The organism is Mesorhizobium sp. B3-2-1 (genome assembly GCF_006439515.1).
Lineage (GTDB): Bacteria > Pseudomonadota > Alphaproteobacteria > Rhizobiales > Rhizobiaceae > Mesorhizobium.
This window is the reverse complement of sequence record NZ_VFTI01000019.1, coordinates 67,118-90,772: the sequence shown is the minus strand read 5'-3', so window position 1 is coordinate 90,772 and position 23,655 is coordinate 67,118. Positions and strand designations below refer to the sequence as shown.

General features: G+C 63.6%; 17 protein-coding genes. 8 read left to right on the top strand and 9 right to left on the bottom strand.

Going from position 1 to position 23,655, the window contains the following annotated elements; all coding sequences use genetic code 11:
* Positions 1 to 245 precede the first annotated feature (245 nt).
* The 5 genes from FJW08_RS20095 to FJW08_RS20075 all read left to right on the top strand — a co-directional run bounded on the left by FJW08_RS20095 (position 246) and on the right by FJW08_RS20075 (position 5,510).
* Positions 246 to 1,373 (top strand): sugar ABC transporter substrate-binding protein, encoded by a 1,128-nt coding sequence (locus tag FJW08_RS20095; protein WP_140811986.1) that lies wholly within the window; start codon positions 246 to 248, stop codon positions 1,371 to 1,373.
* Between the two features lie 78 nt (positions 1,374 to 1,451).
* Positions 1,452 to 2,999: a sugar ABC transporter ATP-binding protein gene (locus tag FJW08_RS20090; RefSeq protein ID WP_140811985.1), complete on the top strand. Its 1,548-nt coding sequence runs from the start codon at positions 1,452 to 1,454 to the stop codon at positions 2,997 to 2,999.
* Positions 2,996 to 3,976 carry an ABC transporter permease gene (locus tag FJW08_RS20085; protein WP_140759081.1) on the top strand — a complete coding sequence of 327 codons (981 nt, stop codon included), beginning with the start codon at positions 2,996 to 2,998 and terminating at the stop codon, positions 3,974 to 3,976. Before FJW08_RS20090 ends, FJW08_RS20085 begins: the two co-directional genes overlap by 4 nt.
* A complete protein-coding gene (locus FJW08_RS20080) occupies positions 3,973 to 4,959 on the top strand; it encodes an ABC transporter permease (RefSeq protein WP_140811984.1) in 987 nt (328 codons plus the stop codon). The genes FJW08_RS20085 and FJW08_RS20080 overlap by 4 nt, the downstream gene beginning before the upstream one ends.
* Positions 4,960 to 4,961: 2 nt before the next feature.
* On the top strand, positions 4,962 to 5,510 hold the full coding sequence (locus FJW08_RS20075; protein ID WP_140811983.1) for a gluconokinase: 549 nt from the start codon (positions 4,962 to 4,964) through the stop codon (positions 5,508 to 5,510).
* On the opposite strand, the gene FJW08_RS20070 is transcribed toward FJW08_RS20075, so the two are convergent.
* The 3 genes from FJW08_RS20070 to FJW08_RS20060 form a co-directional block, all read right to left on the bottom strand.
* A complete protein-coding gene (locus tag FJW08_RS20070; RefSeq protein WP_140811982.1) occupies positions 5,505 to 6,656 on the bottom strand; it encodes a hypothetical protein in 1,152 nt (383 codons plus the stop codon). The genes FJW08_RS20075 and FJW08_RS20070 overlap by 6 nt on opposite strands.
* Before the next feature lie 10 nt (positions 6,657 to 6,666).
* Complete coding sequence (locus FJW08_RS20065; protein ID WP_140759073.1) at positions 6,667 to 7,116, bottom strand: Rrf2 family transcriptional regulator; 450 nt, start codon at positions 7,114 to 7,116, stop codon at positions 6,667 to 6,669.
* A 252-nt stretch (positions 7,117 to 7,368) separates the two neighbouring features.
* On the bottom strand, positions 7,369 to 8,355 hold the full coding sequence (locus FJW08_RS20060) for a sulfate ABC transporter substrate-binding protein (RefSeq protein ID WP_140811981.1): 987 nt from the start codon (positions 8,353 to 8,355) through the stop codon (positions 7,369 to 7,371).
* A gap of 246 nt (positions 8,356 to 8,601) precedes the next feature.
* On the opposite strand from FJW08_RS20060, the gene FJW08_RS20055 reads away from it, so the two are divergent.
* Positions 8,602 to 8,883 (top strand): DUF1778 domain-containing protein, encoded by a 282-nt coding sequence (locus FJW08_RS20055; RefSeq protein WP_140811980.1) that lies wholly within the window; start codon positions 8,602 to 8,604, stop codon positions 8,881 to 8,883.
* Positions 8,883 to 9,359, top strand: a complete 477-nt coding sequence (locus tag FJW08_RS20050) for a GNAT family N-acetyltransferase (protein WP_140811979.1) — start codon at positions 8,883 to 8,885, stop codon at positions 9,357 to 9,359. Before FJW08_RS20055 ends, FJW08_RS20050 begins: the two co-directional genes overlap by 1 nt.
* A 66-nt stretch (positions 9,360 to 9,425) precedes the next feature.
* On the opposite strand, the gene FJW08_RS20045 is transcribed toward FJW08_RS20050, so the two are convergent.
* The 6 genes from FJW08_RS20045 to FJW08_RS20020 form a co-directional block, all read right to left on the bottom strand.
* The gene (locus FJW08_RS20045; RefSeq protein ID WP_140811978.1) at positions 9,426 to 10,466 is read right to left on the bottom strand and encodes a sulfate/molybdate ABC transporter ATP-binding protein; all 1,041 of its coding nucleotides are present in this window, start codon (positions 10,464 to 10,466) and stop codon (positions 9,426 to 9,428) included.
* A gap of 12 nt (positions 10,467 to 10,478) precedes the next feature.
* Positions 10,479 to 11,363, bottom strand: coding sequence for a sulfate ABC transporter permease subunit CysW (gene cysW, locus FJW08_RS20040; protein WP_140811977.1), 885 nt, complete (start codon positions 11,361 to 11,363; stop codon positions 10,479 to 10,481).
* Complete coding sequence (gene cysT / locus FJW08_RS20035) at positions 11,356 to 12,207, bottom strand: sulfate ABC transporter permease subunit CysT (RefSeq protein WP_140759061.1); 852 nt, start codon at positions 12,205 to 12,207, stop codon at positions 11,356 to 11,358. Before cysT ends, cysW begins: the two co-directional genes overlap by 8 nt.
* A gap of 23 nt (positions 12,208 to 12,230) precedes the next feature.
* Positions 12,231 to 13,259: a sulfate ABC transporter substrate-binding protein gene (locus tag FJW08_RS20030; RefSeq protein WP_140811976.1), complete on the bottom strand. Its 1,029-nt coding sequence runs from the start codon at positions 13,257 to 13,259 to the stop codon at positions 12,231 to 12,233.
* A gap of 425 nt (positions 13,260 to 13,684) precedes the next feature.
* Positions 13,685 to 15,775 (bottom strand): penicillin-binding protein 1C, encoded by a 2,091-nt coding sequence (gene pbpC / locus FJW08_RS20025; protein WP_246682447.1) that lies wholly within the window; start codon positions 15,773 to 15,775, stop codon positions 13,685 to 13,687.
* A gap of 170 nt (positions 15,776 to 15,945) precedes the next feature.
* A complete protein-coding gene (locus FJW08_RS20020; RefSeq protein WP_140811974.1) occupies positions 15,946 to 21,444 on the bottom strand; it encodes an alpha-2-macroglobulin family protein in 5,499 nt (1,832 codons plus the stop codon).
* A 280-nt stretch (positions 21,445 to 21,724) separates the two neighbouring features.
* Between FJW08_RS20020 and FJW08_RS20015 the strand changes: the two genes are divergently transcribed.
* Positions 21,725 to 23,653: an autotransporter assembly complex family protein gene (locus FJW08_RS20015; protein WP_140811973.1), complete on the top strand. Its 1,929-nt coding sequence runs from the start codon at positions 21,725 to 21,727 to the stop codon at positions 23,651 to 23,653.
* Positions 23,654 to 23,655 lie beyond the last annotated feature (2 nt).

Below are 23,655 nucleotides of genomic sequence, written 5' to 3'. Positions count from 1 at the left end.
GTAGCGCTACCATTCGGGTCAGCGCGAAGTCGAACCGCTGTTTATTATACATAAGCGACAGCATTTTCCTTGTTTATTATTGATAATATGATACTTTCGGCGCTGCTTAAGGAGCAACAAAGGAGGGATCAGGCCGGCGCCGGCCACCTGACATGCATGGCGAGCCAGGGCAGGAGGTGCTTGGGCGAACGTCATTGTACTGCAGCTAAACAAACAAGTCAGAACTGCAACTGGGAGGAATATCGATGATCAAGTCACTCGTTGGTGGCATCGTTGCCGCCACTGCATTCGTCATGTTGAGCTCAGCGGCGATGGCCGCAGGCCCAGAAATCGTCAAGGGGCCGGCAGCCGAGCCGGGCTGCTTCGCCCCATGGGCAGCCGATACGCAATTCTTCAAGTTCCCCAAGAAGGCCGGCCCATATCGCATTGCGCTCGCCAACGGCTATATCGCCAACACCTGGCGTATCCAGATGGTGCAGACCGCCAAGGCCTATGCCGCACAGCCGGATGTCGCCAAGAAGTTGAAGGAATTCAAGGTTGTGTCGACGGGTGAGGACGTCCCGGCGCAGATCTCCGCGATCAACAATTTCATCGATTCCGGCTTTGACGCCATCGTCGTCAACGCGCAGAACCCGACCGCCTTCGGGCCAGTCATCAAGCGGGCGAAGGAGGCCGGGGTCGTGCTGGTCGCCTTCGACAACATTCTCGACACCAAGGATGCCATCAACGTCAATGTCGACCAGAAGGGCCTTGGCGCATTGTGGGGCAAGTGGTTGGTCTCACATGTTCCGAACGGCGGAAAGGTGCTCGAAGTGCGCGGCGTCGCCGGCACTTCCGTCGACACGGACCGTCATGCCGGCATCCACGAGGTGCTCGACGGCTCGGGCAAGAAATGGGAAGTCACCGAGGTGGTCGGCAAATGGGACGACGGCGTTGCCCAGAAAGCTACGGCGGACGCGATTGCCACCAACGGACCCTTCGACGGCATCACCGGGCAGGGCGGCGACACCGGCATCGTGCAGGCGATGATGGATGCCAAGCATCCATTCGTTCCGTTCGGCGGCGAGACGGAGAACGGTTTTCGCAAGTTCTGCGCCGCACATGCCGGCGACGGCTTGAAGTGCTCTTCCGCCGGCACCGGCCCCGCCCAGGTGGCCGTGGCAATCAAGACGGCAATCGCGGCCCTCGAAGGCAATGTCGTGCCGCAATCGGTGAAGCTGCCGCTGGCCATCGTGGAGGATCCGAACTTCAAGGCAGGCCAGGATTTCTTCCCCGACCAGTCCGACAATTTCTTCGTCGGCAATTCCTTCCCGACCTGCGGCATCAATTTCAGTGCCCAGGAAATCATGGGCCAGACCAAGGAAAACCAGTAGGCTCACTGCTATCGCTGGCGCCGCGGGTTAACCCGCGGCGCCAGCCCCGAAATCCCATGATTGCCCCGGGGAGGGTTGATGGACGGTGCGGCTCCACTCTTTCGCATGGAAGGCATTTCCAAGCGCTATGGCGGCGTGCGGGCGCTGGAGAAGGCCGAGCTGACGGTTTCCACCGGTAGCATCCACGCCATCCTCGGTGAAAACGGCGCCGGCAAGTCGACATTGATCAAGGTCATGGCAGGTGTCGTGGCGCCCGACGAAGGCCGCATGATGCTGGATGGGCGCGAAGTGACCTTCGCTTCGCCCGGTGCGGCGAACAAGGCCGGCATCGTCTGCATCTTCCAGGAATTGTCGCTGATCCCCGAACTCAGCGTCGCCGACAATATCGTCATTTCGGATCCGCCCAAACGCTTCGGCATGATCGATCGCAAGGCGCAGCGCCGCATCGCCGAGGACGCGCTTGCCCGCGCGGGCGCCGCCGACATCCATCCGCTGGCGCTGGTCAAGGACCTGCCGCTGTCGCGCCGGCAGATGGTGGAGATCGCCAAGGCGCTGGCGCGCAAACCACGCATTCTCATCCTCGACGAGGCGACGTCGGCGCTGACGGCAGCGGATGTCGCGAAGATCTTCGGCGTGCTGAAGCGGCTGCGCTCGGAAGGGCTGGCGCTGCTCTACATCTCGCACCGCATGAACGAGATCGCCGAACTGGCCGACCATTGCACGGTGTTCCGCAATGGCCGCAATGTCGCCAGCTACAAGGCCGGCTCGAAGAGCGACAACGAGGTGGTCGAGCTGATGATCGGCCGCGAGTACAGCCATATTTTTCCGCCCAAGCCGCCGGCCGCACCGGCCGGCGCCGCCCCCAGGCTCGAGGCGCGCAAATTGTCCTGGGCCGACCGGCTGGATAACATCTCGCTGACGGTCAGGGCAGGCGAGGTGGTCGGCCTCGGCGGGCTCGATGGCCAGGGCCAGCGCGAATTGCTGCTTGCTTTCTTCGGTGTGCTGCGTGGCCTCTCGGGCGAAGTGCTGATCGACGGCAAGCCGGCGACGATCACCAGCCCGGCGGCGGCCCGCGAGGACGGCATCGGCATGGCGCTCATCCCGGAAGACCGCAAGACCGAAGGCCTGATGCTGCCGATGACGGTGCGCGAAAACCTGTCCTTCGCCGCACTCGACCGGCTGTCCAAAGGCGGCATTATCGACCGCGCCGCCGAACAGCGGCTGATCGACGACATGGTCGGCCTTCTGGCGATCAAGACGGCGGGCCTCGATATTCCGGTTGGCGCGCTGTCGGGCGGCAACCAGCAGAAAGTGGTCATAGCCAAATGGCTGATGCGCCAGCCGCGAATCATCCTGCTCAACGATCCGACGCGCGGCATCGATGTCGGCACCAAGCAGGAAATCTATCAGCTGATGCGCAAGCTGGCGGACGCGGGCGCGGCGATCCTGTTCTATTCGACCGACTATGACGAGCTGATCGGCTGCTGCGACCGGGTGCTGGTTCTCTATGACGGCGCGGTCAAACGCGAACTGGTCGGCGCCGAGATCACCGAAAGGGCGCTGATATCGAGCGCGCTTAACATCCATGGCGAGGAGAGCCCGGTGGGCCTGGGAGCGGAAGCGTGAAGGATTGGCGTTACTGGCTGGCCGAGCAGCGTGGAACATTGCTGGCGCTCGGCATCTTCATCGTCATGTTCGTCATCTACACCTCGAACCATCCGGCGGGCTTCACCGCCAATGTCGTGCAGACGGCGGCGAACAAGGGCGTGCTGCTTGCCTTCGTCGCCATGGCGCAGACGCTGGTCGTGATCACCTCCGGCATCGACCTGTCCGTCGGCATGATATTCCTGCTCACCAACTGTCTGGCCTCCTGGCTGGTTGTGGGCACGCCGATGCAGACGACGCTCGGCGTCGTCGCCGTGCTGGTGGCGGGACTTTTGTGCGGCGCGATCAACGGCGCCATCGTGATCTATGGAAGGCTGCAGCCGATCGTCGCGACCATCGCCACCGGCGCGGTCTACTACGGCATCGGCCTTTTGCTGCGGCCCTTTCCGGGCGGCTCGGTCAACGAGGATCTGGCCGATGCTATGACAGGACGTCTGTTCGATCTGGTGCCGGCAAGCCTGGTCGTGCTGCTGGCGGTCGTTCTGCTGATCTGGGTGCCGTTCAGCCGCTCTGTACTCGGCCGCGCCGCCTACGCGGCCGGCTCTTCGGAAACGGCTGCCTATATGTCGGGCGTGCCGATAAGGCGCGGCAAGTTCTCCGCTTACACGCTTGCGGGGCTGCTGGCCGCGATCGGCGGACTGTTCCTGACCTTTTTCACCTATACGGGGGAGGCCGCCTATGCCAGCGGCAACGCCTATACGCTGTTCTCGATCGCGGCGGTCGTGCTGGGTGGTGTTTCGCTGTTCGGCGGCAAGGGCAGCGCCATCGGTGCCATCTTCGGCGCGCTGGCCTTCCGCACCATCGGCGACCTGTTGTTCGTCTTCGACTTCGATCCGCTCTGGCAGCCGCTGTTCCAGGGCGTTATCCTGCTGGTCGCCGTCAGCCTCGGCGCCTTCGCCCTGTTTCGGGTCCGCAACCGCCTGGAGTGGTTCCTGTGAGCGAGACGACCTTGGGCGGCATTGCCGGCCGCATGCCGAAATTCATCCGCCGCGCCGATCCGGCGGTGCTGACCGCCTTTGCCTGCATCGTAGTGCTGCTGTTGGTTGGCAGCCTCTATTCGCGCAGCTTCCTGTCGCCTGAATATCTCTTGCAGCAGCTCAAGGTGGCCTCGTTCCTCGGCGTCATCGCCACCGGCATGATGCTGGTCATCCTGCTCGGCCAGATCGACCTGTCGGTGCCGTGGTCGGTGGCGGCGGGTGCGATGATGGCCTGTGCGGCGGCCGCCTACGGCCCGGCAGGCGTGGCGCTGGCTATCCCGTTCGGCATCTTCTGCGGCGTGCTGATCGGTATCGTCAACGGCATCGGCGTCGCCTATCTGCGCATTCCCTCGATGATCATCACGCTCGCCACCAACGCCGTCGCGCAAGGGTTGATGGTGGTCTACACCGGCGGCTTCTCGCCGCAGGATTCGGCCACCGGCGCCATGCGCTACCTCGCCACCGGGTTCACCATTCCGGGCGTGCCCAATGCAGTCATCATCTGGGCGCTGATCGGGGCCGCGATGGTGTTCGTGCTGACCCGCAGCGGTTTTGGCCGTGCGGTCTATGGCATCGGCAACCGCGAGCGCGCCGCCTATCTCTCAGGCATCGACACAAGACGCGTGGTGATGATCGCCTTCGCTGTCTCCGGCGGGCTCTCCGCCTTTGGCGGCGTGCTGCTGGCGGGCTACGCCTCCAAGGCGGCGCAATCGATGGGTGACGCCTATCTGCTGCCGTCGATCGCGGCCGTCGTGCTCGGTGGCACCTCGATCCTGGGCGGGCGCGGCTCCTATCTCGGCACGGTCGCCGGCGTGATCCTGATCACACTGTTGCAATCCATCCTGTCGGTCATGCAGATGCCGGAGGCGGGACGGCAGATCATCTATGGCGTCGTCATCGTCGCCATGCTCCTTCTTTACGGTCGCGCGCCGGCGAGCCGCTGACAGTGGGCGAAGACGCAGCGCAGGCGCCGACGGGCGCTTCCGGTTTGGCGCCTTCGGCCATCGTGGTGATGGGCGTCGCCGGCTGCGGCAAGTCAGCCGCCGGTATCGCGCTGGCCGACGCGCTGGGTGCCGTCTTCATCGAGGGTGACAGGCTGCATCCGCCGGAGAATGTGGCGCGTATGGCGCGTGGTGAACCGCTCACCGACCAGCTGCGCGAAGGCTGGCTCGACGCGATCGGCGAGCACATCGCGGTCTCTATCGGCAAAGGACAGGGCGTAGTTGCAGCCTGCTCGGCGCTGAAGCGCGGCTATCGCGAGCGCCTGCACGGCTTTTGCCCTGACATCACTTTCCTTTACCTGGAGATCGACCCGGCGACGGCAAGGCAGCGGGTCGCCAGCCGCAAGGGCCATTTCATGCCGGCAAGCCTGGTCGACAGCCAGTTCGCCATCCTGGAATCGCCGGGCCAAGATGAACGGGCATTGACGCTCGACGCGACGCGGCCGGTCGACGAACTCGTCGCCCAGGCAGTGCGCTCGGTGCGCCGATCATGAGCCTTCTTCTTCGCTGATGCCGATCCTGTCCTGAGCCTCTGTCAACCGCTCATGGCGCGACCAGGACATCATCTGCTCGGGGCACAGCTTCAGCGCCTGCAGCAGGCGGTCGCGTTTCAGCAGGATGTAGTGTGCCTGCAGGGCCAGGTTCTTGGCTCCGTCCCTGGTTGTGTCCACGGCCGGGAGCGCCGGTGCCGCCGGTACCAGTTCGGGGCTCAAGATGGCGCGGTATTCCCGGAAGGGCACCACCTCGAAAGTCGACATGGCAAACAGGGCCGTCTTGCCTCGAGCGGCGAAATTCGCCGGTGCCGAGGCAAGGTGCGTCCAGCCGCTTTCGCCCAGGGCGCTTTCGGTGAAGGTCGAGCCGGCGTGGATGGTGTTGGTCATCATCACGACGCCGTTCTGCTTCAGCATCTTTTGAATGCGGATGGTGACCTGATAGGCATCGTCACGGTCGAAGGCGATCCGGCTTTTCAGGAACCGGTTCTCGACATGAACCATTGGCGGGTTGAGGAAGCGCTGGCCGAATGCCGTCTCGGACACGCCATGCGTGTTGACGCTGACCTGATGCGCTTCGATGCCGGCCTCGTATATGGCGCGCTTGCCGATTATCGTCTGGGCGGTGAATTGATCGCACCAGAGGATCGCGCCGTGGCCGCGTTGCAGGGCTGCCTGCAAGCCCTCGAGCCCTTCCAGCCGGATCTTCGGCGTCCAACGGCCGGCGACCAGATGCGCGGCAAGTTGCATGCGGCGGCGATGGCGCGCCGTGAGCAATGCCTCGAACAGCTTGCGTGTATCGACGCCATCGCCGAGCACCGCGCGCGTTGCGGCGGCATAGAAGCGGAAATCCTTGCGCATATGGCGCTTCAACCGAAACCTGGAAGCCCAATCGCAGATCGGCGCCCACCAGCGCACCGGCAGCGCTGCCGCAACGGCGAGGTAGAAGAGGGTAACCAGGCTTTCGCGAAGGTCCTTGGTGGAGAAGTGGCGGAGCCTGCCGGGATCAGCCAGCTTGCGGCTGAAAAAGCGCACGTCCTCGGCATATCCGGGGACAAAGACGTCGGCGATGATCTCGATGCGAAAGCTGGCTGCCGATGGCCGCTTGCGGGCGGCTTTTCGGGATTTCGTAAGCCTCGACAGCCTCATCCACCCGGCTCTAGATCTGGGATGTCAACTCGACCGGGAAATCGTCATTGTCGGCATCGCGCATGGCGGCGAGGCTACGGTTGTCCAGTACCTCGGCGATCGCCTGGCGCACTTCCAGCATCATGTGCCGGACCTGGCAGGTCGCCTCGTCGCAATCCTCGCAGCGCTGATACTGCGTGCGGCTGGCGCAAGGTATCGGCGCCAGCGGCCCGTCGAGCACGCGCACGACATGGCCGATCTTGATCTCGGAAGCGGGGCGGGCGAGACGATAGCCGCCTTCCTTGCCCTTGCGGCTCTGGACGAAGCCGGCGTTGCGCAATTCGCCCAGTATGGCGTCCAGGAATTTCTTCGGGATGTTGTTGGCGACGGCGATGTCGTTGACGAAGGCCAATTGGCCAAGTGGAAGACTGGATAGATGCACGAGGGCCTTCAGGCCGTATTTGCCTTTTTTCGTCAGCATGCCCGAGTCAACCCATTGAAGCCCCAACCACCCCGCATCTGGCGGTTGTTTGTGTGCAAATGATGACAACATTGCCTTCGCACACTGCCGTTTCGCGAAAACAAAGCCATTGGAGGGCAGGTTAGGCACAAACGCGTTGATTCTTTGTAACGTTTTGCACGAAGGGCGCCGAATTTGCCCTATCAACTGCATAAACAAGGAAAGCCGGCCACCGGGCCGGCTTTCCTGATCTTTCTATCTGGACGCGGAGACTTACCGGCTGCCATAAGCCTGGTCGAGCAGGCCGCCGGCGGCGAAATGCTCCTTTTGGACCTTGTCCCAACCGCCGAAGACGTCTTCCACCGTCAACAGGCGCACGTCCGGAAAATCTGCCTTGTATTTGGCCGAGACAGCCGCGTCGCGTGCGCGCAAGCCATTGTCGGCGGCGATGCCCTGGCCCTCGGGCGTATAGAGGAAGTCGAGATAGCTCTTGGCCAGATCGCGGGTGCCATGCTCGTCGGCGACCTTGTCGACGATCGCTACCGGGAATTCCGCCAGAAGGCTGACGGAAGGCGTGACCTGCTCGAATTTGTCGTCGCCATATTCCTTGCGGATGCCGCGCGTCTCGGATTCGAAGGTGATCAGCACGTCGCCGATCTCGCGCTGCACGAAGGTGGTGGTCGCGGCGCGCCCGCCGGTGTCGAAGATCGGCACGTTGTTGAACAGCTTGGTGATGAATTCCTTCACCTTGGCGTCGTCGCCCTTGAAGGCTTCCTTGGCGTAGGCGGTGGCCGCGAGATAGGTGTAGCGCGCATTGCCCGACGTTTTCGGATTGGGGAAGATCACCTGCACGTCGTCGCGCACGAGATCGTTCCAGTCCTTGATGTGCTTGGGGTTGCCCGCGCGGACGAGAAACGAAGGCAGCGAATAGAAGGGCGAGGCGTTGTCGGGAAAATCCTTCTGCCAGTCGGCCGAGACGAGGCCCTTCTTGACCAGGAAGTCGACGTCGGTGACCTGGTTGAAGGTGACGACATCGGCACCGAGGCCTTCAGCGATGGCACGCGCCTGCGCCGACGTGCCGGCATGAGACTGGTCGATGCTCACACCCGGGTGCTTGGCGATGAAGGCCTTGTTGACCTGCACGAAGAGTTCGCGGCCGACGTCATAGGAGGCATTCAGCAGCTTGTCGGCCGACCACGCTTGGGAGGATGCGAGGAGAAGGCCGGCGGCAACGGCAACGCCGATGAAAAATCGCTTCATGAAAAGGCTCCGGATGTCATGCTCTATTACCGGACCATAGCCGGGGTGCGGCGGAGCGGCGAGGTATAGATTCAGGGCTTGGCGGCTGTTGCTAGAAAACCGTTTCCCAAACAGGCACATCGTAGGTTTTTCTTTCAAGTAGAATCATCTTTTTGAGGCCGTCCTCTTCAGTCTCTTCCGAAGAGAGGCGACAAATGGATACACATTGTGTATGCGGCATGTTATGATGAGTGAAAGGAGTCTTCCATGGCGAAAGCCGCACCCGAAACCCATGCCAAGCCTGTCAATCTGCGCATCCGAGAGGACATACGCATACTGATTGACCGTGCCGCAAAGATACGCGGGAAAACCCGCTCTGACTTCATGATCGACGCCGCTTATCGTGCGGCCGAGGATACGCTGCTCGACCAAACGTTGATCAAGGTGGATCCCGAGAGTTACCGGCATTATCTCGACATCCTCGATGAACCGCCAAGCGGGGAAGGTTTTGCACGCCTTATGAACGTGCCCAGGCCGTGGCGGGACTGATGCCGTCGGCGCCCACGCCGCTGGCCGAAGACCACGATCTCGAACTTTTCCAAAGCGGAACAGAAAGCCTCGACCAATGGCTTCGCCGTCGGGCACGGGCCAACCAGGTCAGTGGCGCATCACGTACTTATGTGATGGCGGAACGCACACGCGTTGTCGGCTACTATTGCTTGTCTTCGGGCGGGCTTGATCTGGCGGAAGCGCCCGGCGTTATTCGCCGCAACATGCCAGATCCCATTCCAATGGTTGTGCTCGGACGTCTCGCGGTGGATGCAAGCTGGCAAGGGAAAGGGGTAGGCGCTGCGCTTCTGCAAGACGCCGTCCTGCGCTCCAGTCAAGCCGCGACGATCCTCAGGATTCGCGGAATTTTTGTTCACGCCATATCGGATGAAGCGAAAGCCTTTTACGAGTACTACGGCTTTGCGGCTTCCCCAAAAAATCCCATGATCTTGTTGTTGTCGTTGAAAGGCCAGTGAAAGGGTAAGCGACCGCTACTGGACCAGGATATTCCCTGGTGACGAGATTTCACAGTGGTCCGATCGCTATGCAGTCGGAAACAGCTTCCAGCGCCCAGGCCGGAACGCCACGCGGCTCTTCTGCGCCGCCGGATGACCAATCGGCAATTCTATCTCGACCCGCTGACGCTCGCCGCCGATCTCAAGCTCGACGCGCCGTGTGCCCGCGACGCGGCGGCTGGCGGCCACGGTGCCGGCGATGCAGCCGCTGCAGCCGTCCAGCAGTTCGACATCATGCGGACGGAAGTAAAGCATCGCATCGCCCTCGGACGCGTGCGGCGCCGACAATCCGATCGGACGGTCGGCCAGCCAGATCTCGCCATTCTCGACTTTGACCGGAAGGGAGCTCGATTCGCCGATAAAGCCGTAGACGAAGGGCGAGTTCGGTGTGTCGTAGATGTCGTCGGCGGTGCCGACCTGCTCGATGCGGCCCTGGCTCATCACCACGACGCGGTCGGCAAGCTCAAGCGCCTCTTCCTGATCGTGGGTGACGAAGACGGTGGTGTGGCCGGTGGCGTCATGGATTTCGCGCAGCCAGCGGCGGAGTTCCCGGCGCACCTGCGCGTCGAGCGCGCCGAACGGCTCGTCGAGCAGCAGCACCTTCGGTTCGATGGCCATGGCGCGGGCGAGCGCCACGCGCTGGCGCTGGCCGCCCGAAAGCTGCGCGGGGTAGCGCTTCTCCAGCCCCGAAAGCTGGACGAGATCGAGAAGCTCGGCCGCACGGCGGCGGATCTCCGCTGCCGGCGGCCGCGTCGGCCCGTGCCGCACTTTGAGGCCGAAACCGATATTGTCGGCAACCGTCATGTGGCGGAACAGGGCGTAGTGCTGGAAGACGAAACCGACATTGCGCTCCTGGATCGATTTCTGCGAAGCGTCCTCGTCACCAAAGAAGATTTTTCCACGCGTCGGACGCTCCAGCCCGGCGATCAGCCTGAGCAAGGTCGTCTTGCCGGAGCCGGACGGGCCCAGCAAAGCGATTAGTTCGCCCGACTTGATGTCGAGCGAAACATCGTGGAGCGCCGGAAAACGCTCGAATTCCTTGCGCACATTGGCAACGCGAACTTCCATGCAATGAACCTTCTAATGCCCGCGCGTCGCGGCGAGTTCGGCGCCGTAGCGCATCTCGAGCAGTGTTTTCAAGACCAGCGTGACGAGCGCCAGCCCGGCAAGCAACGAGGCGACGGCGAAGGCGCCGGCGGCGTTGTACTCGTTGTAGAGGATTTCGACATGCAGCGGCATGGTGTTGGTCAGGCCGCGTATGTGGCCCGACACCACAGAAACCGCGCCGAACTCGCCCATGGCGCGCGCATTGCACAGAAGCACGCCGTAGAGCAGGCCCCATTTGACATTGGGCAAGGTCACGTACCAGAAGGTCTGCCAGCCATTGGCGCCAAGCGAAAGGGCGGCTTCCTCGTCGCCATTGCCCTGTTCCTGCATCAGCGGGATCAGTTCGCGGGCAACGAAGGGGAAGGTGACGAAGACGGTGGCCAGCACGATGCCGGGCACGGCGAACAAGATCTGGATGCCATGTGCCTTCAGCCACTCGCCGAGCAACCCCTGAGCGCCGAACAGAAGCACGTAGACCAGACCCGAAATGACGGGCGAGACCGAGAAGGGGAGGTCGATCAGCGTGGTCAGGAAGGCTTTGCCCTTGAACTCGAACTTGGCGATCGCCCAGGCGGCCGAGATGCCGAAGACGATGTTGAGCGGTACCGAGATCGCCGCCACCAGCAAGGTCAGGCGAATAGCCGAACGCGTGTCCGCGTCGCTCAGCGATTCCAGGTAGGTGCCAACGCCCTTGGCGAAGGCTTCCTTGAAGACGATGATCAGCGGCAGCAACAGGAAGACGGCGAGAAAGACGAAGACGACGGCCATCAGCACGGCCCGCGCCGGCCGGCTCTCGGTCACCGCTGGCGAGCGGCTTTCATGGAACGGTTCGTAGGATTTGATCTCGGGATCAGCCATAGCGCTTGCGGCTCCATGTCTGCACCAGATTGACGATCAACAGCATGAGGAACGACAGCGCCAGCATGATCGCCGCGGTCGCGGTCGCCGCCGGGTAATTGTATTCCTCGAGCCGGATGACGATCAAAAGCGGCGCGATCTCGGATTTGTAGGGCAGGTTGCCGGCAATGAAGATCACCGAGCCGTATTCGCCGACGCCACGCGCGAAGGCGAGCGAGAAACCGGTGATGATGGCCGGCGCCAGGCCCGGAAACAGCACGCGGGTGATGATCTGGAAGCGGCTGGCGCCAAGCGTGGCGGCGGCTTCCTCAACTTCCTTGTCGATCTCTTCCATGATCGGCTGCACGGTGCGCACGACGAAGGGCAGGCCGATGAAGATCAGCGCGATGACGATGCCCAGCGGCGTGTAGGCGACCTTGATGCCCAGCGGCATCAGCAATTTGCCGATCCAGCCGTTCGGTGCATAGAGCGTGGTCAGCGCGATGCCGGCCACCGCCGTCGGCAGCGCGAACGGCAGGTCGACCATGGCATCGACGATACGGCGGCCTGGAAAGCGGTAACGCACCAGCACCCAGGCGACGAGCGTGCCGAAAACGACATTGACGGCAGCCGCGATGAAAGCTGTGCCGAAGCTGATTTCCAGTGCGTTGAGCGTACGGCGGTCGGTGGCGATGGCCCAGAAATCGGTCCAGCCGAGGGCAGCCGAGCGCCAGATCAGCCCGGATAGGGGAATGAGGATGATGAGGGTGAGGTAGGCAAGCGAGAAGCCGAGCGTCAATCCGAAACCCGGAATGACGCTCGGCTGTCTGAACCGCCACCCTGCCTGCGCGGGTGCTATGGTCATGTCGTCCCGATCTGGATTTTAGCTCACTGGGCCGGCTTGTAGATCTGGTCGAATATACCACCGTCGCCGAAATGGTAAGGCTGCGCCTTCTTCCAGCCGCCGAAAAGCGGGTCGTCGATGGTGATCAGCTTGATAGGCGGCAGCTTGGCCAGATCTTCCGGCGGAACCAGTTCGGGCTTGGACGGCCGGTAGTGGTTCTTGGCGATGATCGTTTGACCTTCCTTGGAATAGAGGTAGCTCAGATAGGCCTCAGCCACCTTGCGCGTGCCTTTGGCGTCGACGTTCGCATCGACCACGGCCACCGGCGGTTCGGCCAGGATCGAGGTCGGCGGATAGACGACGTCGAAATTGTCGGCGCCAAACTCGTCGAGCGCCAGATAGGCGTCGTTTTCCCAGGCGATCAGCACGTCTCCGAGGCCTTTTTGCGCGAAGGTCACGGTCGAGCCGCGTGCGCCGGTGTCGAGCACGGGAGCATTGGCGTAGAGCTTGCCGACGAATTCCTTGGTCTTGGCCTCGTCGCCGCCATCATTGGCATTCGCATAGGCCCAGGCCGCGAGATAGTTCCAGCGCGCGCCGCCCGAGGTCTTGGGATTGGGCGTGATCACCTGCGTGCCGTCCTTGACCAGGTCGTTCCAGTCGTGGATGCCCTTAGGATTGCCCTTGCGGACAAGGAAGATGATCGTCGAGGTGTAAGGCGCTGAATTGTTTTCGAATTTGGTGCGCCAGTCGGGATTAATCTTCTTGGACTTGGAGACGATGGCGTTGATGTCGCCTTCGAGCGCCAGCGTCACCACATCGGCGTCCAGACCATCGATCACGGCGCGGGCCTGGGCGCCAGATCCGCCATGTGACTGCTGAATGATCACCGTCTCGCCGGTCTCTGTCTTCCAATGCGCGGCGAAGGCCTCGTCATAGGCCTTGTAGAGCTCGCGCGTCGGATCGTAGGACACGTTGAGAATGGTGGTGTCGGCAAACGCGAAACCGAGCGTGCCGAACTGGACAGATGTGGCGACCAGTGCGCCGAGCAGTTTCCGGAAATGAGGTTTGGTCATTTCTGCCTCCGTTGGACCCGCGCCAAATCTACCAAATTGATAGAAATAAGATGCATTGAATGTTGCCTTTTTTGTCCTCCTGGAGAAAATCTTCGGCGACCTGCCTCGGCCTCGGGAAATATTTTCCTCGCGGCCGCCCCGCGTCGGGTCGGCCCGCCAACCGGCCTATCTAGGGTTGCGAGGTTGCCGGGCAAGGTTGCGTTGGGCAGGTTTACTCGGCCGTCACCGGGAAATCGAAGCGCTGCCGGCAGGAAGGGGATCGGCGAAGGCAGCGAAAGAGATTGTCACAACGAACGCTGCCGCAGCTAACGCTACCGACAATCGAGGATTGCGCGAGGCACCCCGTCTGCCCTGCCGGGGCATCTGGCGAACCATCCTTCTATCCCAGGTCTCAAAAGCCAATGCGCTGAATCGCCTGTCCCACTCTATTCAACGAACACTTTCACACTCGCCGCCCGTCCAGCTGCGTCGATGACGGTCAGCGTCGAGTAACCCGCGCCGTCGGGCTGCCATGTCGCGGTGCGGCGACGGTCCAGGCCGATGAGCGGCTTGCCGTTGGCCAGCCAGCGGAACGGCGCGCGACCGCCTTGCAATTTCAGCACCAGTGGCGAGGCGTCGGCCGAGTTGGTGGCGAGATCGACGCGGGCGCCATCCGGCGGGAAAATGATGGTCGGCGCGGGTTCGGTCGGCGTCGCCTGCACCAGGCCATCCGCGCCGGCGCCGAAGCGGGCAAGCGTCACGGGCAGTTCCTCGCGCTTGGGGGTGAAGGCGCCAGGCGGCTTGCCTGGCAGCGGCACGGTTGCCAGGCCAGAGCGGACAAAGCCCTCGAACAGGATCGGGGCGGCCGAGACATAGCCCGAGAGGCCCGGCACCGCGCCGGCATCGGGTCGGCCGACCCAGACCCCCAGCACGTAGCGGCCGTCAAAACCAACCGACCAGGCGTCACGGTAGCCGTAGGAGGTGCCGGTCTTGTAGGCAATGCCGCGTTGCAAGGCGCCTTCGGGCGGCTTCACACCGGACAGAATGTCGACGATCTGCCAGTTGGCCTGGTCGTTGAGGATGGTGGTTGTCGAACTCGCGGCACTGGCCGGTTCGGTGCCGTCGCGCAGCGAGTGCGTCTTGCCGCCATTGGCGAGCCCTGTGTAGAGCTGGACGAGGTCGCGCAGCGTGACGCCGACGCCGCCCAGGCCGATGGCCAGGCCCGGCGCTTCGTTGACCGGCAGGATCGGGTTGACGCCGCCCTGGCGGAAGCGCGCGGTCAGCCGCGCCGGGCCGACCGCGTCGAGCACGCGGATCGCCGGCACGTTGAGCGACAATTGCAGCGCCTGACGGATGCTGACATCGCCCTGATAGCCCATGTCGAAATTCTTCGGCCTATAGCCACCGAAATCGACCGGACTGTCCTCGATCAACGTTTCCTGCGCCACCAGTCCCTGCTCGAAAGCGAGGCCGTAGATGAACGGCTTCAGCGTCGAGCCGGGCGAGCGCACGACCTTGGTCATGTCGATCCAGCCGGAACGGCTGGAATCGAAGAAATTGGCCGAGCCGACTTCGCCCAGAATGTCGCCGGTGCGTGCGTCGGCCAGCACCATGGCGACGGACAGACGCGGCCCGAGCTTTGTCGCTGCGTCGCGCGCTACCTGTTCCAGTCCCTGCTGGACGCTTTTGCGGATGGTCAGCTTGAGCGGCTGACCGGGAACGGCCCTGGGCAGCATCGCATAAGCGGCATGCGCGGCAAGCGCCGGCAAGGTACGGCGCAGCCCCGACACATCGTCGAGTGCCGCGCGTGCCGCCTCGCGTTCGCCGATCAGGCCTGACGAGACCATGCGGCTCAGCACACGATCGCGCGCTGCATGGGCGATCTGGAGATTGCGGTCAGGCCGGCGCTTCTCCGGCAATTGCGGGAGAGCGACGAGAAGCGCGGCCTCTGAAACCGTCAGCCGCTTCGGTTCCTTGCCGAAATAGGCGAGCGAAGCGGCGCGCACGCCTTCCAGATTGCCGCCATAGGGCGCCAGCGTCAGGTAGCGCTCGAGGATCTCGCGTTTGGACAGCCGCCGCTCGATCTGGATGGCGCGCAACATCTGCTTGATCTTGGAGCCGACGCTGCGGCTCTCGCGCGGCTCGATCAGGCGGGCGAGTTGCATCGACAGGGTCGAGCCGCCGGAAACGATATGGCCGCTGGTGGCGAACTGGCCGGCGGCGCGGGCCAGCGCCAGCACATCGACGCCCTCATGGTCCCAGAAGCGCTTGTCCTCATAGGTGACCAGCATGTCGACAAACTGCTTGTCGACCTGGTCGAGCCGGGTTTCGAGCCGCCAGTAGCCGTCCGGCGTGGCGAAGGCGCGCAGCAACTGGCCGTCGCGGTCCTGGACTTCGGTGGAGACGGTGAGCGTCGCCGGCAATGGTGGCGGAAAAGCGCGGTCGAGCTCCCAGAGGGCGACGACGGCGGTTGCCGCGAAGCCAGCGAGAGAGGCTGCCACGATGGCCGAACGACGAAGGGTTCTCTTGGAGAGCATGGCGCTGCCCCTCATCCGCCTGCCGGCACCTTCTCCCCGTATAGTGACGGGGAGAAGGGACCTGTCGCGGCGGTCGACGCTAGCCCCTTTCTCCCCGTCACTATACGGGGAGAAAGGCCCGGCAGGGCAATGAGGGGCAGCGCGATCGTCCTGTTCATCTTCACAGCACCTTACGGCGCCTTGATCTCCATCATGCCGGTGGCGGTGCGGGCCGAATATTGCGGACGGTACATGTCCTCAACCGTTGCCGCCGGATGGGCGTAGGTGCCCGGCGTCACGGCGCGCACGACATAGGCGAGCGTCAGATTGTGGTCGTGATCGCCGTCGGCCGGATTGAATGCCGCGACGAAACGGTCGTCGCGGAATTCGAGATGGGCGGCGTCGGTCTGTGCCAGCCAGGAGAAGTTCGACAGCTGGGCGCTGGAGACCAGGCCTGGATTGTCGATCTCGAAGCCGGCCGGCAACAGGTCGGTGACCAGCAGGCGCGACGGCCAGCTGTTCTGCTCGGTCACCTTGAGCACGACGACATAGCGTTCGTTCTGGGTTGCCTCTGTCACATTGGCTTCGGTGCCGTCCAGCTTGTAGTAGGTGCGAGCGATGGTGAAGCCGTCACCGCCGGCCGGCAAAGGCTGGATCGGCGAGGCCACGGTGGTGACGACGGCCTGCAGCGGGATCTTGCTGGTGTTGGCGATTTCGAGCGGGCTGTCGACCAGGTCGGAGCCGTTGACCTGGTTGGAATAGCCGCCGGAATGCGGCGCGCCGTTGACGGTCAACGCGAGCGAATCATTGCCCTCCTTCAGCGCACGCGCCGCCAGCAGCATCCAGGAATCGTCCTGGGTGCTGGTCCAGCGGACTTCGGCGCGTTTCCTTGTCACCAGCTTGATCAGCTCGGGCACGATGGTCGATACCGGCTTCGATTCCGCCGCCAGCGACAGCATCGCCGCGCCGTCACGCAACGCCGAGCCGTAGTCGGAGCGGTACCAGTCGTAGTCGGTGCTCGACTTGGCGAGCTGCAGCGCGGTCTTGAACGTCGCCTCCGAACGCTGCGTGTCGCCATAGAGCGCCAGGCTCGCCGCCAGCTGGGCGACGGCCATCGGGCTCGAGAAGGCTTCGAGCTGGGTGTCGGCGTAGTAGCGCAGATCGCCGATCGAGGCCTTCTTGTTGCGGGCCAGCACGTAGAGGGCGTAAGCGATCTCGCTGCCGCGGTCCTGTACGCTCTGGTCGTAACCGAGCGAGTTCTGCAGGTTGTTCAGCGCCTGGTTCATGGCAAGAGCCGGCACATCGTATTTCTGCTCGCGCGCCCTGGTCAGGAACTCGCTGACATAGGCGTCGAGCCACAAATCGCCGGAGCCTGGACCCCACAGACCGAAGCTGCCGCTCGAGGACTGGTAGCTCAGGACCTTGTAGATCGCGTCCTGGACGCGGCCGTGCAGGTCAGGGTCGTTTTCCATGCCGACGCCCGATGCCATCTCGTTGACGTAGAGAAGCGGCATGGCACGGCTGGTGGTCTGCTCGGCGCACCCATAGGGGTAGCGATCGAGCGTCATCAGCAGTGAAGGCACGTCGAAGGCCGCCGCCTGCGAAACGCCGACGCTGACCGAAGCGCCTTCAAGCAGGCTTGCCGCCAGCAGTTCCTTGTCGACGCGCAGCGCGCCGCCATTGCCCTTGAGGTCGACCACAAGGCGCGTGGTGACCGGCAATTGAGCCGGGCGCACAGGCACATAGAGCGTCTGCTCGACCTTGGTGCCATCGGCGTGCGCCAGCTTGATGGTGAGCGAGGCATTGCCCGCCGTCCTTGCGATCAGCGGCACGGTCAAGGTCTGGCGCTTGCCCTGGGCGAGCGTCAGCTTCTGCGGCAGGGGCTTTTCGCCTGTCGACAGGTCGCCAGTGGTATCGATCGACAGCGCATAGTCGCCGGCGGGGCCGTCGGTGTCGGCGACGTCGAGCCGCATGACGGCGTTGTCGCCAGGCGCCAGGAAGCGCGGCAGGCCGGCGGTGATCACTATGGGATCACGCACGATCACGTCCGACTGGGCATGGCCGACCGCTTCCTTGGTCCAGGCGACAGCCATGACGCGCACGGTGCCGTTGAATTGCGGAATGTCGAAGTCGACCCGCGCCTTGCCGTCGTCATCGAGCTGGACGATGCCGGAGAAGAAGGCGACCAGCTTTTCGGTTGGCGGGCTGCCTTGCGCCTGCATGTTGGCGCCGTCACCGCCGGTCCTGAGCTTGCCAGTGGTGCCCAGCGAGCCGTCGATCAGGCGGCCATAGATGTCGCGGATCTCCATGCCCAGCATGCGCTGGCCGAAGAACCAGTTCTCCGGGTCCGGCGCCTTGTAGTTGGTCAAATTGAGGATGCCGACATCGACGGCGGCAACCATGACATAGGCGTTTGTGCCCGGCTGCACGCCGGCGACGGAAACCGGGATCGACAGCTGCTGGCGCGGCATTGTCTTATCCGGCGGCGTGAGCGTGACGGCAAGCTTCTTGGCGCCCGGATCGACCGTCAGCCATTTCACGCCGATAGCGCGGGAGGGCATGCGCGTTTCCTGCGCATCGCCCGGCCGGAACAGGGTTGCCGTTACATAGGCGCCGGCGCCCCAGTCGTCGCCAACGGGGATATCGACGGTGCTGCCGTTGGCCGGGACGGTCGCCGTGATGGTCTTCAGCAGCTTGTCGGAGCCGATGTTGATCAGAAGCTCGCCGGCAAAATGCGGCGAGATTTTCAGCTTGGCCACTTCGCCCGCGGCATAGTTATCCTTGTCGAGGGCAATCTCCAGGCCGTCAGGCGTTTCGGTTGTGGTCGAGGCGACATACCAGCCGGCGTCGAACTCGTAGCTGGTCGCCGGTCCCTCGGGGTCCGATGTCTCGACTTCGAGCCTGTACCGGCCCCAGTCGACGGGTACCGAGACCGTGGCGTCGCCATCGGCGTTGAGGTCGACCTGGCCGTTGGCGATCGACTTGGTCAAGCTCACCGGCTCGTAGTTCCAGGAGTTGTTGGAGCGATACCACTGATAATTGCGTTCGACCTTAACCAGCGTCCACTGCGCGCCCTTCAGCGCCTCTCGCTTGCCATCGGGATCGACGGCGATCAGGCTGAACTTGGCCGTGCCGCCCTGCGGCACTTCACCGTCGGCGAAATCCGGACGGATGCCGATCATATGGCCTTGCGGGCGGATGCCGATGTTGAGCGAGCGCTCGATGGCGCGGCCACCGGTTTCGCGCATGCGCACCGTCACCTTGCCGTCGACCAGCTTGGTGGTCGAGGGCAACTGGTCGACGGTAACAGGGAAGGTCGCCTTGCCGTCATCGCCAACCACCGGCAGATCGGTGAGCGGCGTGACCGTCGGCTGCGCCGACTGTTCGTCGGCGAGGCCGAAGGAAAAGTTTGGGAAGCGGTCCCAGTCGCGCGACGTCGACAGCGTCAATTCGCCTTCCAGCGCCAGGCCCGCCGCCGGCGCGCCATAGAGGAAGCGGCCGTCAATGTCGATGTTGGCGGTTTCGCCCCGCGCAATCTCCTGCTTGTCGGCCTTCATGTCGAATTCGATGCGATCCGGCACGAAGTCCTCGACCAGGAACATCTGGCTGGCAACCTCCGGCTGCTTGGGGTCGGTGTAGATCGACACCGACCATGTGCCGCGCATGGCGTTGGGTTCGAGCGGCAGGTCGACGGCGTGGCCGCCGGCCGAGGCGCCGTCGCTGACGATGCGGCGGTCCTCGACGCCATCGGGACGCGAGAAGATGAATGTCAGCGGCAGGTTCTCGACCGCCTTGGCCGCGCCGTCGCGGGCAAGGGCGGCGACATGGACATCCTCGCCGGCGCGGTAGATGCCGCGCTCGGTCCAGGCATAGACGTCGAGCGCGCCCGGTGCGGCGCGTCCGGTGACGCCACGGTCGGACAGGTCGAAGCCGGCCTTGGCCATGTCGAGGAAGACGAAATCATTGTCGCCCTGCTTGGCCATCAGCACGGCCGGCACCATGCCGCCGTCACCGCGCGTCAGGCCGGGGTTGAAGACGGCGTGGCCGTCGGCATCCGATGTCGCGGTGCCGAGAACCTCGTTGTTGCGGGCAACCAGCGTCAGTTCGGCGCCGGCAATCGGCTTGGCGCTGCCCAGCGAACGGGCAAAGACATTGAGCCCGTCCTGGCCGGTATAGGTCGACAGGCCGATGTCGGAGACGACGAACCACTGCGTGGCCAGCGAACCGTAGTCGTCACTCTTGTCGTTGACGGCCTTGGCGGTCAGCACATAGACGCCGGGCTTGCGCTGCGGCAGCGCTTCGTCGACCGGGAAGGAGGTGGTGACTTCCTTGTTGAGGTCGTTGACGATGTCGAGCTGGCCGTGCCAGACCGGCGCGCCCATCTGCTCGGAAATGTTGGAGATGTCATAGCCATCGAGCTGGTGCAGGAACTGGTAACCCGACAGAAGCTGCGCCAGCGAACGGTCGCCGATGCGGTAGAGCTTCATCTCGGCGCCATTCATGTTGACGGTGACGATCGGGATGCCGCGGCGCGCGCCTGCCGGCAGCACGAAGCTGTCGCCGGTGAAGCGGGCGGACGGCGCGCGATCCTGCACATAGATCGACAGCACCACGGGGGCGGCGGTCACTTCGCCGATCGCGGCCGGCAGGCCGGCGCGGAAGGTCACGTCATAGTGCTGGCCGTGTTCGAGCCCTTCGACGCAGATCTGCTTGTCCTTGGCCTCGACGCCCTTCGGCGGCGAGTTGTCGACGGTGACGAACTGCGAGTAATCGACGCCGGTCTTGACCAGATCCTCGGAGAATTGCGCACAGATGCGCGGCGCGCTGGTGTCGGCATCGACAGAGTGATCGATGACACGGAACCCCTTGCGGGCCTTGAGATCGGCATACTCGGCCTGGACCGCGGGCGAGCTTTCCAGCGCAAGGCTGGCTTCATAGGCTTGCAGCGCCGGACGGTAGAGATCGCGCTTGTCGAGACCATTGCCGAGCAGCGCCAGCACTTCGGCGCGTGTCTTGGTGGTGCGCAGCAGCTTGTAGGCGTTGAAGGCGGCCGATGTGCCGTTTGCGGGCAAAGTCGAGGCTTCGGAGGTGTTGGCGGTGGGCTGCACTGCCAGGGTTTCGCGCGCCAGCTTGAGCCAGAGCTGGCCATCGTCCGGCATGACCGAGACCGCGGCCTCGTATTTCCGCATGGCGGAGCGATGGTCGCCAGCCAATACGGCCTGTTCGGCGGCATTTGTAAGAGCCGCCATGCCCTCGGTCGGCTTGTCAAAGGCCGGCCCGAGCAGCTTGCTGCGGTATTGCTGGGCCTGGTCGGCCATCCAGTTGGGGAAGAAGGCGAGTTCGGGCGGCGCGCCGATGTCCGGGTCCCCGTCGATGTTGACGACCTTGCCGGCGATCGCGCCGTTGAAGGATTTCAACTGGTTATAGTCGGATTTGAGAAAGCACCATTTGGCCTTGGTGTTGTAGGTGAAGGCGCGGCAGGCCGGATCGCCGAGACATGTCGTCTTGCACTGGTCGAGCGTGACGTTCTGGTCCGACCTGAGGTCGAAACCGAAATAGTCGGAATTGTCGGTCGTTGCGATGCGCCGGGCCTCGGCCGCTTGCGCGACGCCGTTCCAGGCTAACGCGGTGGCCCAGGCGAAGAAGAGAAGGACGAGAATCGACAGACCACGAGCCGCGCGCATTGCCATAACACCCCTCCAGACAATTGCAGACGTCCGGGCATGATCAAGCTTCAGTCGGGCTTGTCAACGCGCGAACGCGGCAGGTGCCGCCCGCCAACGGTTTATTTTCCGGCCAAGGACCGGTATGCGACAGTAACCTCCATAGGACAGGGGATCACGCATTCTTGCGGAAACGCAGAAGGTGTGAATTCCAAGCCCGTCCTATTTCAGACAATTGGATTGTGGCCCCTTTACGAGCGCTTCAGAACTTCATTCCAATTTTAGGTTTACGAATTAGGTTGTCTTAATGCCGGCGTATGAAGAGCAGATGTCACGAGGGACCGCGCCAAGGCGCGTGCTTCCGCGCGCCCTGCTTTTGGCCATGATGTGCGGGACGGCGCTGCTTTGCGAATCGAGGCACGCGGCCGCGTTCGAGCTTTTCGGCATCAAGCTGTGGGGGTCGTCTAAAGACGAGGACGCTGACATTGTCGATCCCCTGCGCTACGCGGTGACCATCTCCGCACCCGATGCCGACAAGGATCTCGTCAAGAAGCTCGAAAATGCCTCGGCGCTGAAGGGCGACGAGGACCGGCCGGTTTCGGGCTCGCTCGGGCTGATGACCAAGGCGCGCAGCGACCGCGAACAGCTGGTGGCGGCGCTTTATGCCGATGCCCGCTATGAAGGCGTCGTCACCATCACCATCGACGGCAAGCCGCTCGACGAACTGCCGCCGGACGCCGAATTCAAGGGTCCGCAGCCCATTCCAGTGGCGATCACCATCTCGGCCGGCCCCAAATTCACCCTTGGCAATATCAGGCTGGAGGGCGACGCGGCGGGGCTGATGAGCGCCGATTACGGCCTGATATCAGGTGGCGACGCCGGATCGGGCGCGGTGCTCAAGGCCGAGGCGCTGATCGTGCGGACGCTGATGGAGCAGGGCAGGCCCCTGGCCAAGGTGACCGACCGGCAGATCGTCGCCGACCATGCCACATCGACGCTCGACGTGACGCTGACGGTCGCAGCCGGGCCGGTCGCCGGCTATGGCGCGACCACCGTGGAAGGCACCGAGAAGGTCGACCGCGACTTCACAGAATACATGACCGGGCTGAAGCGCGGCAAGCAATACTCGCCACAGGAGATCAGCGACGCGCGCGACAGGCTGCTGGCGCTCGAGGTCTTCAACAGCGTGACCTTCAAGGAAGCCGACAAGCTCGACGCCGACGGCAACATCCCGATCGGCGTCCAAGTCAGCGAGCGCAAGCCGCGCTATTACGGCCTCGGCGGCACCTTCTCGAACACCGAGGGGCTTGGCCTGGAAGGTTACTCGGGCCATCGCAACCTATTTGGCCGCGCCGAAAAGCTGCGCATCGACGGCGCCATCAGCGGCATCGGCAGCAACAATCTGTCCGAACTGAACTACAATGCCGGCATCATGTTCGAGAAGCCCGGCGTGATCGGGCCGGCGTCGAAGTTCTTCGCCAGCGTGAAGACCGTGCTCGAGCATCCGGACGCCTATGACCATTTCTCGGTCAAGGGCAGCGCCGGCCTGTCCTATGAACTCGACAAGAAGCAGATCGTATCGGCCGAGGTCGCGCTCGACTATTCACGCATCCACGACGCCTTCGGCAAGCACACCTACCTGATCGCCAGCGTTCCGCTGCAATATGTCTATGACAACAGGGACAGCAGGTTGAACCCGACCAAGGGCTTCAGGGTGCTCGCCTATGCCGAGCCGAGCTACGACATATTGAGTGGTGCCGCCTTCCTCAAGCTGAAGGGCGAGGGCTCGGCCTATCAGTCGCTGGACACCGCGTCGAAGTTCGTGCTGGCGGAACGCGTCACAGTCGGCTCGATCGTCGGCACCGGGCTGCAGAACGTTCCGGCCGACCGGCGCTTCTATTCCGGCGGCGGCGGTTCGGTGCGCGGCTATGCCTATCAGGGCATAGGTCCGAAGGATTTCACCGGCCAGCCGATCGGCGGCCTCTCCTTCTTCGAAACCTCGGTGGAGATGCGTATCGCCGTCACCGACACGATCGGCATCGTGCCCTTCATCGATGCCGGTACGGTATCGACCAGGTCGGTTCCCAACTTCTCCGACGTCAAGGTCGGCGCCGGCGTCGGGCTGCGCTATGTCACGCCGTTCGGACCGCTACGCATCGACGCGGCCGTGCCGCTCAACCGGGATCCCGGCGACCCGCATTTCGGCATTTATGCCGGCATTGGCCAGGCGTTTTGACG